We start from the raw sequence: 12,614 nt of genomic DNA, 5'->3' as shown, positions 1-12,614 counted from the left end.
CACTACGCGACGCCCTGTCCTTCCTCCAGGTACGCGAGCGCCCCGACCGGCTCCTCCGCGAAGAACACCAGGTCGGTGAGGGGCAGCGGCAGGAAGCCCTCGTCCTCCATGCGCCGGAACTGTTCCTTCAAGCCGTCGTAGAAACCGGCGGTGTTGAGCAGGACCACCGGCTTGTCGGTGTGGCCGTGCTTCTTCAGCTCCAGGATCTCGGTGGCCTCGTCGAGCGTGCCGGTGCCGCCCACCATGATGACGACCGCGTCGGCCTTCTCCAGGAGCAGCCGCTTGCGCTCGGCGAGGTCCTTGGCGATGACCATCTCGTCGACGCCCGGGCGGACCTTGGCGGCGAGGAACTCCACCGACACCCCGACGAGTTTCCCGCCCGCCTCCTGCACGCCGTCGGCGACGACCTTCATCAGGCCGACGTCCGAGCCGCCCCACACGAGCGTGTGACCGCCCTTGCCCAGCAGTTTCGCGAACTCGCGCGCGGGGCGCGTGTAACGGTCGTCGAGGTCGGCGGCGGAGAGGAAGACGCAGATACGCATGGGGCCACCGTACGCGGGAAGAATCGCGGGCCCGCGCGCGCTGTTCCTCGCATGGCCTCAGGACACACGATCACCATCGAGCAAGGCGACCTGCACGTGCGCGTGGTGCACGGCGACCAGGTGCTGGCGGAGAGCGAACGGCCGCTGATCCTGAAGGAGACGGGCTCTCCGGTGCGGTACTACCTGCCCGCCGAGGACGTCCGCCTCGAGCTCCTGACCCCCTCCGACACCCACACCTACTGCCCCTTCAAGGGCACGGCGTCCTATTGGTCGCTGCCCGACGCGGCGGACCTGGTGTGGTCCTATCCCGACCCCAAGCCGGACGTCGCGCAGATCAAGGACCACCTCTGCTTCTACGAGGTGGAAATCACCGATTAGCGCCCCGCGCGTCCCCGATTAGTTCCGTGCCCCGTGGAAGTCTCCACAGGCATGGACAAGAAGACTCTTTCCGGCGACGGCACCCCCATCGCCTACGAAAGCACCGGCCAAGGCCCCGCCGTGATCCTGGTGAGCGGCGCGATGTCGACGGGCGGCACGATGGTGCCGCTCGCCACGCTCCTCGCCGACCGGTTCACGGTCCTCGTGTACGACCGGCGGGGCCGCGGCGCGAGCGGCGACACGGCCCCGTACGTGGTCGAGCGCGAGGTCGAGGACCTCGCCGCGCTGATCGACGTGGCGGGCGGTGAGGCGTGTCTGTGCGGCGTCTCCTCGGGTGGGGCGCTGGTGCTGGAGGCGGCGGCGAGCGGGCTGCCGGTCCGCAAGGCCGCCGTGTACGAGACGCCGTTCGCCGACTTCTCCGAGCAGGGGGCGAAGGAGCGGGCCGCCTACACGGAGAACCTGACGGCGGCGCTCGCGGAGGGCAGGCGCGGGGACGCGGTGGAGCTGTTCCTCACGCTGACCGGCATGGCGCCCGAGATGATCCAGGGCGCTCGCAACTCCCCCATGTGGCCCGGCATGGAGGCGGCGGCGCCAAGTCTGGCCTACGACAACAGCGTCATGGGCGACGGCCTGGTGCCGCGTGAGCGGCTGGCCTCGGTCTCCGTGCCCGTGCTGGCCGTCGCGGGCGGCGCGAGCCCCGAGTGGCTGCGCGAGGCCACGCGCGCGGTGGCGCAGGCGGTGCCGCAGGGGTCGTACCGGAGCCTGGAGGGTCAGACCCACATGGTGGATCCGAACGCCCTGGCCCCGGTGCTCGCCGACTACTTCACGCCGTAGCGACGGCCGGCGCGCGCGTGGTCGAGGCGATCGTCGCCGAGCCCACCACGCGCGTGCCGTCGTACAGCACGATCGCCTGGCCGGGGGCGACGCCCCGGACCGGCTCGGTGAACGACACCCGCAGCTCGCCGTCGACCAGCTCCGCGGTCACCTCGGTCTCGCCGCCGTGGGCGCGGAGCTGGGCGGTGTAGGTGCCGGGGCCCTCGGGGGCCGTGCCGCACCAGCGGGGCTTGATGGCCGTCAGGGCGCTGACGTCGAGGGAGGCGGCCGGGCCGACCGTCACCGTGTTGTTCACCGGGGAGATGTCCAGGACGTAGCGCGGCTTGCCGTCGGCGGCCGGGGTGCCGATCCGCAGGCCCTTGCGCTGGCCGATGGTGAAGCCGTGCGCGCCCTCGTGGGTGCCGACCTTGGCGCCGGACTCGTCGACGATGTCGCCCTCGGCCTTGCCGAGCCGGTTCGCGAGGAAGCCCTGGGTGTCGCCGTCGGCGATGAAGCAGATGTCGTGCGAGTCGGGCTTCTTCGCCACCGCCAGGCCCCTGCGCTCGGCCTCCGCGCGGATCTCGTCCTTCGTCGTGACCGTGTCGCCCAGCGGGAACAGCGCGTGGGCGAGCTGCTTCTCGTCCAGGACGCCGAGGACGTACGACTGGTCCTTCGCCATGTCGGAGGCGCGGTGCAGCTCGCGGGTGCCGTCCTCGCGGACGATCACCTGGGCGTAGTGGCCGGTGCAGACGGCGTCGAAGCCGAGGGCGAGCGCCTTGTCGAGGAGCGCGGCGAACTTGATCTTCTCGTTGCAGCGCAGGCACGGGTTGGGGGTGCGGCCGGCCTCGTACTCGGCGACGAAGTCCTCGACGACGTCCTCGCGGAAGCGGTCGGCGAGGTCCCAGACGTAGAACGGGATGCCGATGACGTCGGCGGCGCGGCGGGCGTCGCGGGAGTCCTCGATGGTGCAACAGCCACGCGCGCCCGTGCGGAACGATTGCGGGTTCGCCGAGAGGGCGAGGTGGACACCGGTCACGTCATGGCCGGCTTCCGCGGCACGGGCGGCGGCGACGGCGGAGTCCACGCCGCCGGACATGGCGGCGAGGACGCGGAGGGGGCGCTGCGTGGAGTGAGTCATAACCCCTCCAGGGTACGGGGGCGCGGGAACCGGAGCCCACGAGTATCCGTTCACGATCACATGGGGGCGGCAGAGGCATCCAAGGACGGCGACCGGCGCATCGGCCGGCGCGCCCTGCTGATCGGCGGCGCGGCGGCCGCCGTCGGCACGGGCGTGCTGGCCCGGGACGAGCTGGCGCGGCTGTGGTGGCGTACGCCCGGGGTGGAGAAGCCGCGCAAGGAGGGCGAGGTCGACTTCGCGGGCGCGCGCTGGGTGGCGGCGTCGGAGGCGAACTGGCGGCGCGCGGACCGGCCCGACGACTACGGCATCGACATGGTGATCATCCATGTCACCCAGGGCAGCCTCGCCAGCGCGGTGAAGGCCTTCCAGGACCCAGGGCACCAGGCGGCGGCGCACTACATAGTCGGCCAGAACGGCCGCGTCACCCAGATGATCCGCGAGCTGGACGTGGCGTACCACGCGGGCAACCGCGACTACAACGAACGCAGTGTCGGCATCGAGCACGAGGGCTTCGTGGACCGGCCCGAGGACTTCACCGCCGCGATGTACGCGTCCTCGGCCCGGCTGACGGCGAGGATCTGCGCGCGCTACGACATACCCGTCGACCGCGAGCACATCATCGGCCATGTGGAGGTGCCGGGGACGGACCACACCGACCCGGGCGAACACTGGGACTGGGACCGGTACATGAAGCTGGTGCGAAGGGCGCGTACGGCGACGGCGTGAGCCCAGCTCCCTACGTCAGCCCCTCGCCCTCTACGTCAGCCCACCGCCCGCTACGTCAGCCCCGCCGCCCGTGCCCGTTCCACCGCCGGGCCGATCGCCTTGGCCACCGCCTCCACGTCGGCCTCGGTGGAGGTGTGGCCGAAGGAGAAGCGGAGGGTGCCGCGGGCCAGGTCCGGGTCGGTGCCGGTGGCGAGGAGGACATGGCTGGGCTGGGCGACGCCGGCGGTGCAGGCGGAGCCGGTGGAGCACTCGATGCCCTGGGCGTCGAGGAGCAGGAGGAGCGAGTCGCCCTCGCAGCCGGGGAACGTGAAGTGCGCGTTGGCCGGCAGCCGGTCCACCGGGTCGCCGCCGAGGATCGCGTCCGGCACCGCGGTACGCACGGCCTCGACCAGGGAGTCGCGCAGGGCGCCGATCTCGCGGGCGAACCATTCGCGCTGCTCGGCGGCGAGCCGGCCGGCGACGGCGAAGGAGGCGATGGCGGGCACGTCGAGGGTGCCGGAGCGGACGTGGCGCTCCTGGCCGCCGCCGTGCAGGACGGGGACGGGGGTGTACTCGCGGCCCAGCAGCAGGGCGCCGATGCCGTAGGGACCGCCGACCTTGTGGCCGGAGACGGTCATCGCGGCGAGCCCGGAGGCGGCGAAGTCGACGGGGACCTGGCCGTAGGCCTGGACGGCGTCGGCGTGCAGCGGGACGTCGAACTCGGCGCAGACGTCCGCCAGTTCGCGGACCGGCAGGATGGTGCCGATCTCGTTGTTGGCCCACATGACGGTGGCGAGGGCCACGTCGTCGGGGTCGCGGGCGATGGCCTCGCGCAGGGCGTCGGGGTGGACGCGGCCGTACGTGTCGACGGGGAGGTACTCGACGGTGGCGCCCTCGTGTTCGCCGAGCCAGTGGACGGCGTCCAGGACGGCGTGGTGCTCCACGGGGCTGGCGAGCACCCGGGTGCGGGCCGGGTCGGCGTCGCGGCGGGACCAGTACAGGCCCTTCACGGCGAGGTTGTCGGCCTCGGTGCCACCGGAGGTGAAGACGACCTCGCTGGGGCGGGCGCCGAGGGATTCGGCGAGCGCCTCACGGGACTCCTCGACGGTGCGCCGCGCGCGGCGGCCGGCCGCGTGGAGGGCGGAGGCGTTGCCGGTGACGGCCAGCTGGGCGGTGAGCGCCTCGACTGCCTCGGGAAGCATCGGGGTGGTCGCGGCGTGGTCGAGGTAAGCCATGGTGCGTCGATTCTACGGGGCCGCGTTCGGAAGCCTCATGGCAAGGCTCCCCGGCGCCGGGGGCCTCAGAAGCTCCAGGACACCGTGTTGTCCATCTGCATGACCGTCACCAGGACCAGGAGGTCGGCGACGCCCAGGCCCATGCCCAGGAAGGCACGGCCGCGGCGGGCGGTGCCGCGCCACAGGGCGACGGCGGCCAGGGCGATGGCGACCGGGCCCAGGAAGACGTTCAGGACGAGCAGGCCCAGGAGGCCGAGGATGAAGGACGCCACGGCCATGCCGTCGGCGTCGCGGGTCCCGGTGCGGCGGCTGCTGGTGGTGGTGGTGGTGCTGTTGGCCGGTGCGGTGAGCTGCATGGTGATCAATCCCCCAGGATCAGTTGGGTGGGGCGGGCTCAGTGAGCGGACGAGTTGCGGCGGGCGTGGCGCTCGCGGAGCGCGAAGATGCCCAGCCAGGCGGCGATGACGGCCGCGGCGACGGCGGTGAAGGCGAACGGCGCGTGGGCGACGGTGCCCAGGACGGCGCCGAAGAGCAGCAGTGCGGCGACGAGGAACAGCATGGGATGCAACCCCCTCCGAGACGCCCCTCGTGGGCGTCTCTCGTTACGTTTCGGTGAACAGTTGTAGTAACAGTTGTTCACTGACTCTAGAGTCTACCGCGTACGACGACTTCTCAATTCCAGAGAACAGTTGTTTACTGCATGGCATGAGTCACACCCTCGGCATCCGACAGGCCCAGAAGCAGAAGACCCGACAGGCGCTCCTGGACGCGGCGTTGGGGCTGTTGGAGGAGCAGAGCCTGAGCAGCCTGGGTCTGCGCGAGGTCACGCGCGCGGTCGGCGTCGCCCCGACCGCCTTCTACCGCCACTTCCGCTCCACCGCGGATCTCGGCGTGGCGCTGGTCGAGGACACGCTGGGCAGCCTGCACCCCATGATCCGGACGACGGTGTCCACGGCGGACGACAGCGAGCAGCGCATAGCGCGCGCCGTCGAGCTGATCGCCCGTCACGTGGACGCGTACCCCGCCCACATCCGTTTCATCGCCCGGGAACGGCACGGCGGGGTCCAGCCGGTGCGGGACGCCATCCGGGAGCAACTGGCCCGGTTCGGCCAGGAGGTGAAGGACGAGCTGGCCAAGGACCCCGAGTCGGCCGACTGGAGCGACGACGACCTCCTCATGCTCGCCAACCTGTACGTCGACCAGATGCTGATCACCGCCTCGCTGTTCCTGGAGGCCCAGGAGGCCGCCCCTGAGGAGCGGGACCGGGTGATCCAGGTGGCGACCCGCCAGATGCGGCTGATCAGCATCGGCCGCCATCACTGGCTGGACTGAGCCCCCGTCGCCTGCGGGCTGGGCGCACCGCTGGGCATCCCGCCGCCACCGCCCGGGCCACCACAACCGCCGCCCTCGCCACCGCCGGGGCCACCCTGGCCGCCGCCCGGCCCGCCGCCCGGCATGCCCGAGGGCGCGCCGGACGGCCGGGCGGTGCCGCCCGCCGTGGGAGCGCCCGAGGGTGCGCCGCTGGGCCTCCCCGAGGGGTTGCCGCTGGGCGCGCCGGAGGGCGCCTGGCACGACTGCTGCCCGGAGTCGCCGTTGTTCGAGGAGGACGACGAGCCTCCCGAGCCGCAGGCCACCAGGGCGAGGGGCGCAAGTGCCAGCAGGGCCATCGCGGGGACGAGACGCACGCGCTTCATGAGAAACAACTCCAAGAGGAGTGAGGGGAGTCTTGAGGCGGGCACTCAACCAACGCGCCTTGGGGCTTCCTTGGGCCCGCGCTGTCCCCGGCCTGTGCGTCAGGCAAAGCGGCCCTAAAACAGCCCCTCTGGCCTGGGGTTCTCTGCCGACTCCCCGCCTGCTCGCTGGTACAGCTCCGTGACACAAGCGGCCGCCCGGGACAGTTCCGCGCGTACCTCGGGCGGTGAGAGGACCTCCACGCGGTCGGAGAACGCGAGGAGTTGCCGGGCCTCGCCCAGCACGCCGTACGACAGCCGGGCGGTCACCCACTCCCCCGTGCCGTCGTCGTCTGGCAGTTCGGTCAGCCAGCCGGTCATCATCCGCAGGAACAGGTCGAGTCGGTCGCGGCGGACCCGGACGACGACGTCGATGCCGCCGGGGCGCTCCTCCACCTGGCGGCGCAACTGCTCCCAGGCGTCGGCGAGTTCGACGCCCGGCCGCCGCCGCACGGCGTCCTCCAGCACAGTCGCCGCGCGCACCCGGTCCGCGCGGAACAGCCGCGGCTTCGCCCTGCGGTCGGCGACCAGGTACCAGACGCCGGCCTTGGAGACGAGGCCGTACGGATCGACGGTGTACGTCCGGATCTCGCGCTCCCCGCTGTGCCGGTACCGCAGCCGCAGCCTGCGGTCACTGAAGACCGCGTCCTGCAACACCTGGAGGTCCACGGCGGGTTGGGGGCCGCCCTTCCAGCGGGTGGCGTCGACCAGGATGCGCCGCGAGGTCACGTCGGCGGCGGGGCGGTGCGGGGCCGGGAGCGCCGCCATCACCTTGCGCAGGGCGGAACCGAGCGCGGTGTCGAGGCCGAGGGCGGCGTGTGCGCCCTGCGCGGCCAGGATGAACAGGGCGCGGGACTCGTCGGCGGTCAGTCCGGTGACGTCCGTGCGGAAGCCCGCGAGGAGTTCGATGCCGCCGTGCCGGCCGCGCTCGGCGTAGACCGGGACACCGGAGGCGGACAGGGCCTCGATGTCCCGGTAGATGGTCCGGACGGACACCTCCAGCCGCTCGGCGAGCTCGGGCGCGGGGACGCGACCCCGGGTCTGGAGGAGCAGCAGGATGGACAGGAGGCGGTCGGACTTCACGGCCCCAGGATGCCTCCCGTGCCGGGAGCGCCGCCGTCACGAGCGGCGGCTGTCCGGTTTTCCGGGAATGCTCGAAGGAGCACGCCCCCCACGGAGAGGCTTCGCCATGACGGACGCCCGCCCCTTGTTCGCCCGCGCCACCACCCAGGCCGCGGATCTGATCGGCACGGTCCGGCCGGAGCAGTTGTCCGGCCCCACGCCCTGTACCGAGTACGACGTCCGCACCCTGCTCAGCCACGTCGTCGGCGCCTGCACCCGGATCGCGGTGTGCGGTGAGCGCGGGGACGGGCTGCACGTCCGGATGTTCGTGGACGGCGTCCCGGACGACGGCTGGCCACGGGCGTACGAGGACGTCAGGGGCCGGGTCGTCGCGGCGTGGGCCGGCGACGAGCGGCTGGCGACGCCGGTGCGGGTGCCGTGGGGGGAGGTGCCGGGCCGGGAGGCGCTGCCCCTGTACGTGATGGAGGTCGTCACGCACACCTGGGACCTCTGGGAGGGGCTGGGCCGCCCGCTCCCCCTCGACACCGAACTGGCCGAGTACTCGCTCGCCGTCGCGCACGAGGCCCTGCCGGACGGTCCGCGTACGGACCACCCGTTCCAGCCGGTGGTGCCGGCTCCCGAAGGGGCCGATGTCTACGGGGAGTTGGCGGCCTGGCTCGGAAGGCGGCCGCTCAGCCCAGTCTGACCCGCGCCAGCTGGCGGGACTGGGCGACCAGCCGGTCCGCGCTGTCCCAGACCTCGGCGTCCTCCTCCAGGAAGCCTCCGGCGAGGTTGCGGGTGGTGATCGAGACGCGGAGGGGGCCGGGGGCCGGGCGGCAGCGGACGTGGACCGTCAGCTCGACCGTGGGGACCCAGCCCTTGAGGCCGATCTCGAAGGCGGTCGGCGGCAGCGCGTCCACCGCGAGCAGCAGGGAGAAGGGGTCGGCGTCGCGGCCGTCGGCGAGGCCGAACCAGGAGCGCATCTCGCCCTTGCCGGACGGGGCGCCGAGGGCCCAGCCGAGGGTCGAGGGGTCCAGCTTGAGCATCAGGCGTTCGGTGATGGCCGAGCTGCCGTCGACGGGGGCCGGCCCGTCCTCGGGGCCGAAGCACTGGTCCATGGGCGGGAACGCGGGCGGCCGCGCGGACGTACGGACGTCGTCGGGGAGGGAGTCGAGGTCGCCGTAGGAGGCGAGGACGCGGATGCGCTCGACCTCGGCGCCCTGCTCGTCGTACTGGAAGAGGGAGGCCTGGCCGGTGGAGAGGGTGCGGCCGGTGCGGACCACGTCCGTGCGGATCACCGCGGGGCCCGGCTGGGACGCGGTGAGGTAGTGCGCGGAGATGGTGAACGGGTCGGCGTGCGGCAGGGCGTCCGCGAGGGCGCGGCCGAGGACGGCCAGCAGATAGCCGCCGTTGACGGCGTTGATGATCGTCCAGCCGGCGGAGAGGTCGATGTCGTAGACACCGGGTTCCCGGCGGGTGACCGCGGTGTCCCGGTCGAACTCGCTGTCGCCGATCGTGGCGCGCGTGACGGGGGCTGCTTCTGGCATGGGTGAACGGTACAACAGCTAACTACTAAGCGGTAGCTTTGTCAGGCGCCCGCCATAGACCCATCCAGGTGAGACCCGGGCAATTTCTCGGTAAGTGTCCGTACTCGTCCGTAAACCCGGAGCCCGGCCTCGCCCTCTGTAGGGACATGAGCCTCACCGGGACCACGTTCCTTTACACGCTGATCGTGCTGTCCGTCGTCGCCGTCCTGCTGCCGCTGGCGCTGTGGTCACGGCTGCGCGGGCCGAAACCGCTGCGGGCCCTGGGCCGGCTGCTGATGGTGCTGTTCGCCCAGGGCACGGCCGTCGCGCTCGTCTTCGTGCTGGTCAACAACGAGAACAACCTGTACGACAACTGGGCCGACCTCCTCGGCACCGGCAACCACGTCGAGCAGGCCGCCAATCTCGGGGCCGACGGCACCGGCGGCATCGCGCTGAAACGGTTGCCCAAGGTCCGCCAGCGCTTCTCCCCCGCCGCCGGGCCCGGCATGGCCGGCGTCCGCGTCACCCAGCTCAAGGGCCGGGTGTCGGGCGTGAACGCCGAGGTCTACGTCTGGCTGCCGCCGCAGTACCACCAGGCCGCCTACCGGCACCACAAGTTCCCCGTGGTGGAGCTGCTGTCGGGCTACCCGGGCTCGGCGAAGGCCTGGTTCGGGTCGCTGCACGCGGTGAACCAGCTCCAGCCGCTGATGCGGGAGGGCAAGGTCGCGCCGTTCATCCTGGTCGCCCCGCGGATGAACCTGCTGGCCGGGGTCGACACCGGGTGCGCCAACATCACGGGCACCGTGAACGCCGACAGCTGGCTCAGCATCGACGTGCCGAAGATGGTCACGGACAACTTCCGCGCCCAGCCGGGCCCCACGGGCTGGGCCGCCGCCGGGTACTCCGCGGGCGGGCACTGCGCGACCAAGCTCGCCGTCGCCCACCCCGACCGCTACCGGGCCGCGATCAGCATGTCCGGCTACAACGACCCGATCGGCGAACGCACCTCGCTGGCCGCCGAGACCCCCGCACTGCGCCGCGCCAACAACCCCTACGTCCTGCTGCGCGCGGCCCGCACCCCGCCCGCGATCGCGCTCTACCAGTCGGGCCAGCCGGGCGACGGCTACGAGGCGGCCACCGGCCTCGAACAGATCGCGAAGGCCCCGACGACCGTGCACGTGGTCTTCATCCCCAAGAGCGCGGGCGGCCACAACATGGCGCTGTGGCGGCCCCAGGTGGTCCCGGCCTTCCACTGGCTGACGGAGCAGATGGGGCTGCTGCACGGCCGGGCGGGCGGCCCTACTCCTCGCGCACGGTCGACCGGCGGTTCCAGGCCCGCGGAGCTCGCCAGTGGTAGCGCATCGCCAGCAACCGCAGCACGAAAGCCGTGATCGCGGCGAGGGAGCTGGTGAACGGGGTCAGGGTGTCGTAGCGGATGCAGAGCACCACCATCGTGGCGCCGACGATCGCCGGGACCGCGTACAGGTCGCGGTCCCAGCGCAGCAGCGACGGCACCTCGTTGGCGAGCACGTCACGCAGCACACCGCCGCCGACCGCGGTGGCGAGGCCGAGGGTGGCGGACTGGGTGAGGCCGAGACCGTAGTCGTACGCCTTCGTCGTCCCCGTCACGCAGAACAGGCCGAGGCCCGCCGCGTCGAAGACGTTCACGCCGAGCTGGATGCGCTCGACCTGCGGGTGCAGGAAGACGACCAGCAGCGCGGCGAGCAGCGGGGTGACGAAGTACCCCAGGTCGGTGAAGGCGGCCGGGGGCACCGCGCCGATGATCAGGTCCCGGAACAGCCCTCCGCCCAGCGCGGTGACCTCGGCGAGGACGGCGATGCCGAAGACGTCGAAGTTCTTGCGCACGGCCAGCAGCGCGCCGGAGATGGCGAAGACGAAGATGCCGATCAGGTCGAGCGTGTGCTGGACGGAGGGGGCAAACAGTGGCTCAAGCACCCCACATTCTTACCTATGAGCGGGGGTGAACCTTGCAATGCAAGGGTTACCCGGCCGGAAGAGCCGGTTTTCCTGTGGTGAACAGCCAGGTCTGGAACAGGTCGTCGAGCTGCTGTCCGGAGATCTTCTCCGCGAGCCGGACGAAGTCGGCCGTGTTCGCGTTGCCGTAGCGGTGGATCTTCGTCCAGGCCGGCAGCAGCTTGAAGAAGGCCGCGTCGCCGATGCGTTCGCGCAGCACCTGGAGGGTCATCGCGCCGCGCTGGTAGACCGCGGAGGCGAACATGGTGTCGCGCTGCGGGTCGCCGACGGTGATCTGCCAGAAGGGGGCGTCGGCCGGGCGGGCGTTGTACCCGGCCAGGAACGAGTCGTGGGCGCTGCGGGTGCCCTGGTGCTCGGCCCACAGCCACTGGGCGTAGGTGGCGAAGCCCTCGTTGAGCCAGATGTCCTTCCAGCGCTCCACCGACACCGAGTCGCCGAACCACTGGTGGGCCAGCTCGTGCACGATCGTGGTCTCGTTGCGCACGGCCGAGTAGACCGGCTTCGACTGCACCTCCAGCGAGAACCCCGCCTCGGGCATGTCGTCGACGATCGCGCCGGTCTCCTCGAAGGGGTACGGCCCGAAGACCTCCGACCAGTAGTCGGTGGCGGCGGCCGTGACGGCGTACACGTCGACGTTGTTGCTGTTCGCGAGGACGGGGTCGATCGCGACGTAGATCGGGGTGCCGCCAGGGGTGGTGCCGGTCTTGACGTCGAACTTCCCGATCGTCGCGGTCGCGAGATAGGTCGCCATCGGCTTGCTCTCGCGCCAGTGGGTGTACGTCGAGTCGCCCTTGTCGTACGTCGACACCAGTCGGCCGTTGGAGACGCCGGTCAGGCCCTTGGGCGCCTTGATGCGGATGTCGTAGGTGGCCTTGTCGGCGGGGTGGTCGCTGGACGGGAACCAGGTGGAGGCGGCGTTGGGTTCGCAGGCGACGAAGACCCCGTCGGCCGTCTTCATCCAGCCGTAGTTCGAGCCGAACACGATCGGGCCGCCGAGGGGTTCGGGGACGCCGCCGTAGACGACGGCGACCGTGAAGTCCTTTCCTTTACGGAGGGATTCGCGTGGGGTGATCACGATCTCGTCGCCGTCGCGGGTGAACTGGGCTCTTTTGCCGTTCACTTCGACTCTCGTGACCTCCAACTGCTGGAGGTCGAGGTCGAAGGCGGAGAGGTTCTGGGTGGCGCGGGCGGTGAGGGTGGTACGGCCGTCGAGGCGGTCGGTGTCCGGGTTGTACGCCACGTCGAGGTCGTAGTGACGGGCGTCGAAGCCGCCGTTGCCGAGGAGGGGGAAGTAGGGATCGCCTAGGCCGGGGGCTCCGGGGGTGGGCGCGGGGGAGGCTGCGATGACCATGAAAGAAGCCGCCGCGGTAGCGACGGCTCCTAAGCGTGCCGAACGGGAGAGTCTCATGGTGTCGTCCCTTTCGAGCGTGTGCCGATAAGTCGGACACGGACGACTGTGGACTCTCCCGTTCAGGCATGTGCATGACTTT

The 12,614-nt window shown here is 71.5% G+C and carries 16 protein-coding genes; 6 read left to right on the top strand and 10 right to left on the bottom strand.

The window, feature by feature from the left end; genetic code table 11:
- Positions 1–2: 2 nt before the first annotated feature.
- A complete protein-coding gene (locus CRP56_RS30100; RefSeq protein ID WP_097269275.1) occupies positions 3–542 on the bottom strand; it encodes a TIGR00730 family Rossman fold protein in 540 nt (179 codons plus the stop codon).
- A 51-nt stretch (positions 543–593) separates the two neighbouring features.
- Between CRP56_RS30100 and CRP56_RS30095 the strand changes: the two genes are divergently transcribed.
- Positions 594–920 (top strand): DUF427 domain-containing protein, encoded by a 327-nt coding sequence (locus tag CRP56_RS30095; protein WP_097269273.1) that lies wholly within the window; start codon positions 594–596, stop codon positions 918–920.
- A 51-nt stretch (positions 921–971) separates the two neighbouring features.
- Entirely contained in the window at positions 972–1,754 is a 783-nt protein-coding gene (locus tag CRP56_RS30090; protein WP_097269271.1) for an alpha/beta fold hydrolase, read from the top strand.
- Here the strand turns inward: CRP56_RS30090 and mnmA are convergent.
- Entirely contained in the window at positions 1,744–2,871 is a 1,128-nt protein-coding gene (mnmA, locus tag CRP56_RS30085; protein ID WP_097269269.1) for a tRNA 2-thiouridine(34) synthase MnmA, read from the bottom strand. The genes CRP56_RS30090 and mnmA overlap by 11 nt on opposite strands.
- A 60-nt stretch (positions 2,872–2,931) precedes the next feature.
- Between mnmA and CRP56_RS30080 the strand changes: the two genes are divergently transcribed.
- Entirely contained in the window at positions 2,932–3,597 is a 666-nt protein-coding gene (locus tag CRP56_RS30080; RefSeq protein WP_097269267.1) for an N-acetylmuramoyl-L-alanine amidase, read from the top strand.
- 50 nt (positions 3,598–3,647) lie between these two features.
- On the opposite strand, the gene CRP56_RS30075 is transcribed toward CRP56_RS30080, so the two are convergent.
- The 3 genes from CRP56_RS30075 to CRP56_RS47745 form a co-directional block, all read right to left on the bottom strand.
- Positions 3,648–4,811: a cysteine desulfurase family protein gene (locus CRP56_RS30075; protein WP_097269265.1), complete on the bottom strand. Its 1,164-nt coding sequence runs from the start codon at positions 4,809–4,811 to the stop codon at positions 3,648–3,650.
- Positions 4,812–4,876: 65 nt separating this feature from the next.
- Positions 4,877–5,167, bottom strand: a complete 291-nt coding sequence (locus tag CRP56_RS30070; RefSeq protein WP_097274603.1) for a DUF4190 domain-containing protein — start codon at positions 5,165–5,167, stop codon at positions 4,877–4,879.
- A 38-nt stretch (positions 5,168–5,205) separates the two neighbouring features.
- On the bottom strand, positions 5,206–5,370 hold the full coding sequence (locus CRP56_RS47745) for a hypothetical protein (RefSeq protein WP_097269263.1): 165 nt from the start codon (positions 5,368–5,370) through the stop codon (positions 5,206–5,208).
- A gap of 146 nt (positions 5,371–5,516) precedes the next feature.
- Here CRP56_RS47745 and CRP56_RS30060 point away from each other — a divergent pair, with 146 nt between their 5' ends.
- Positions 5,517–6,143 (top strand): TetR family transcriptional regulator, encoded by a 627-nt coding sequence (locus CRP56_RS30060; RefSeq protein WP_097269261.1) that lies wholly within the window; start codon positions 5,517–5,519, stop codon positions 6,141–6,143.
- Here CRP56_RS30060 and CRP56_RS30055 read toward each other — a convergent pair.
- On the bottom strand, positions 6,128–6,505 hold the full coding sequence (locus CRP56_RS30055; RefSeq protein WP_097274601.1) for a hypothetical protein: 378 nt from the start codon (positions 6,503–6,505) through the stop codon (positions 6,128–6,130). The genes CRP56_RS30060 and CRP56_RS30055 overlap by 16 nt on opposite strands.
- A gap of 114 nt (positions 6,506–6,619) precedes the next feature.
- Positions 6,620–7,624: a helix-turn-helix transcriptional regulator gene (locus CRP56_RS30050; RefSeq protein ID WP_097269259.1), complete on the bottom strand. Its 1,005-nt coding sequence runs from the start codon at positions 7,622–7,624 to the stop codon at positions 6,620–6,622.
- A gap of 106 nt (positions 7,625–7,730) precedes the next feature.
- On the opposite strand from CRP56_RS30050, the gene CRP56_RS30045 reads away from it, so the two are divergent.
- Complete coding sequence (locus CRP56_RS30045) at positions 7,731–8,309, top strand: TIGR03086 family metal-binding protein (RefSeq protein ID WP_097269257.1); 579 nt, start codon at positions 7,731–7,733, stop codon at positions 8,307–8,309.
- On the opposite strand, the gene CRP56_RS30040 is transcribed toward CRP56_RS30045, so the two are convergent.
- Positions 8,296–9,150, bottom strand: coding sequence for a thioesterase family protein (locus CRP56_RS30040; RefSeq protein ID WP_097269255.1), 855 nt, complete (start codon positions 9,148–9,150; stop codon positions 8,296–8,298). The two genes, CRP56_RS30045 and CRP56_RS30040, sit on opposite strands and share 14 nt — an antisense overlap.
- 146 nt (positions 9,151–9,296) lie before the next feature.
- On the opposite strand from CRP56_RS30040, the gene CRP56_RS30035 reads away from it, so the two are divergent.
- Positions 9,297–10,520, top strand: a complete 1,224-nt coding sequence (locus CRP56_RS30035; RefSeq protein ID WP_097269253.1) for an alpha/beta hydrolase — start codon at positions 9,297–9,299, stop codon at positions 10,518–10,520.
- Here the strand turns inward: CRP56_RS30035 and CRP56_RS30030 are convergent.
- Both CRP56_RS30030 and CRP56_RS30025 read right to left on the bottom strand, forming a co-directional pair.
- Positions 10,429–11,085: a trimeric intracellular cation channel family protein gene (locus CRP56_RS30030; RefSeq protein WP_097269251.1), complete on the bottom strand. Its 657-nt coding sequence runs from the start codon at positions 11,083–11,085 to the stop codon at positions 10,429–10,431. The two genes, CRP56_RS30035 and CRP56_RS30030, sit on opposite strands and share 92 nt — an antisense overlap.
- Before the next feature lie 46 nt (positions 11,086–11,131).
- Positions 11,132–12,532: a M1 family metallopeptidase gene (locus CRP56_RS30025; protein WP_097269248.1), complete on the bottom strand. Its 1,401-nt coding sequence runs from the start codon at positions 12,530–12,532 to the stop codon at positions 11,132–11,134.
- Positions 12,533–12,614 lie beyond the last annotated feature (82 nt).

The sequence above is a fragment of the Streptomyces sp. TLI_55 genome (assembly GCF_900206255.1).
Classification (GTDB): domain Bacteria; phylum Actinomycetota; class Actinomycetes; order Streptomycetales; family Streptomycetaceae; genus Streptomyces; species Streptomyces aquilus.
Note: the sequence above shows the minus strand (reverse complement) of the source record. Positions and strands in the feature narration are given on the sequence as shown.

Coding starts and splice junctions, on each gene's coding strand:
- CRP56_RS30080 (WP_097269267.1), top strand. CDS start 2,932: ATGGGGGCGGCAGAGGCATCCAAGGACGGCGACCGGCGCATCGGCCGG.
- CRP56_RS30060 (WP_097269261.1), top strand. CDS start 5,517: ATGAGTCACACCCTCGGCATCCGACAGGCCCAGAAGCAGAAGACCCGA.
- CRP56_RS30070 (WP_097274603.1), bottom strand. CDS start 5,167: ATGCAGCTCACCGCACCGGCCAACAGCACCACCACCACCACCAGCAGC.
- CRP56_RS30090 (WP_097269271.1), top strand. CDS start 972: ATGGACAAGAAGACTCTTTCCGGCGACGGCACCCCCATCGCCTACGAA.
- mnmA (WP_097269269.1), bottom strand. CDS start 2,871: ATGACTCACTCCACGCAGCGCCCCCTCCGCGTCCTCGCCGCCATGTCC.
- CRP56_RS30025 (WP_097269248.1), bottom strand. CDS start 12,532: ATGAGACTCTCCCGTTCGGCACGCTTAGGAGCCGTCGCTACCGCGGCG.
- CRP56_RS30075 (WP_097269265.1), bottom strand. CDS start 4,811: ATGGCTTACCTCGACCACGCCGCGACCACCCCGATGCTTCCCGAGGCA.
- CRP56_RS30100 (WP_097269275.1), bottom strand. CDS start 542: ATGCGTATCTGCGTCTTCCTCTCCGCCGCCGACCTCGACGACCGTTAC.
- CRP56_RS30095 (WP_097269273.1), top strand. CDS start 594: ATGGCCTCAGGACACACGATCACCATCGAGCAAGGCGACCTGCACGTG.
- CRP56_RS30040 (WP_097269255.1), bottom strand. CDS start 9,150: ATGCCAGAAGCAGCCCCCGTCACGCGCGCCACGATCGGCGACAGCGAG.
- CRP56_RS30055 (WP_097274601.1), bottom strand. CDS start 6,505: ATGAAGCGCGTGCGTCTCGTCCCCGCGATGGCCCTGCTGGCACTTGCG.
- CRP56_RS30035 (WP_097269253.1), top strand. CDS start 9,297: ATGAGCCTCACCGGGACCACGTTCCTTTACACGCTGATCGTGCTGTCC.
- CRP56_RS47745 (WP_097269263.1), bottom strand. CDS start 5,370: ATGCTGTTCCTCGTCGCCGCACTGCTGCTCTTCGGCGCCGTCCTGGGC.
- CRP56_RS30045 (WP_097269257.1), top strand. CDS start 7,731: ATGACGGACGCCCGCCCCTTGTTCGCCCGCGCCACCACCCAGGCCGCG.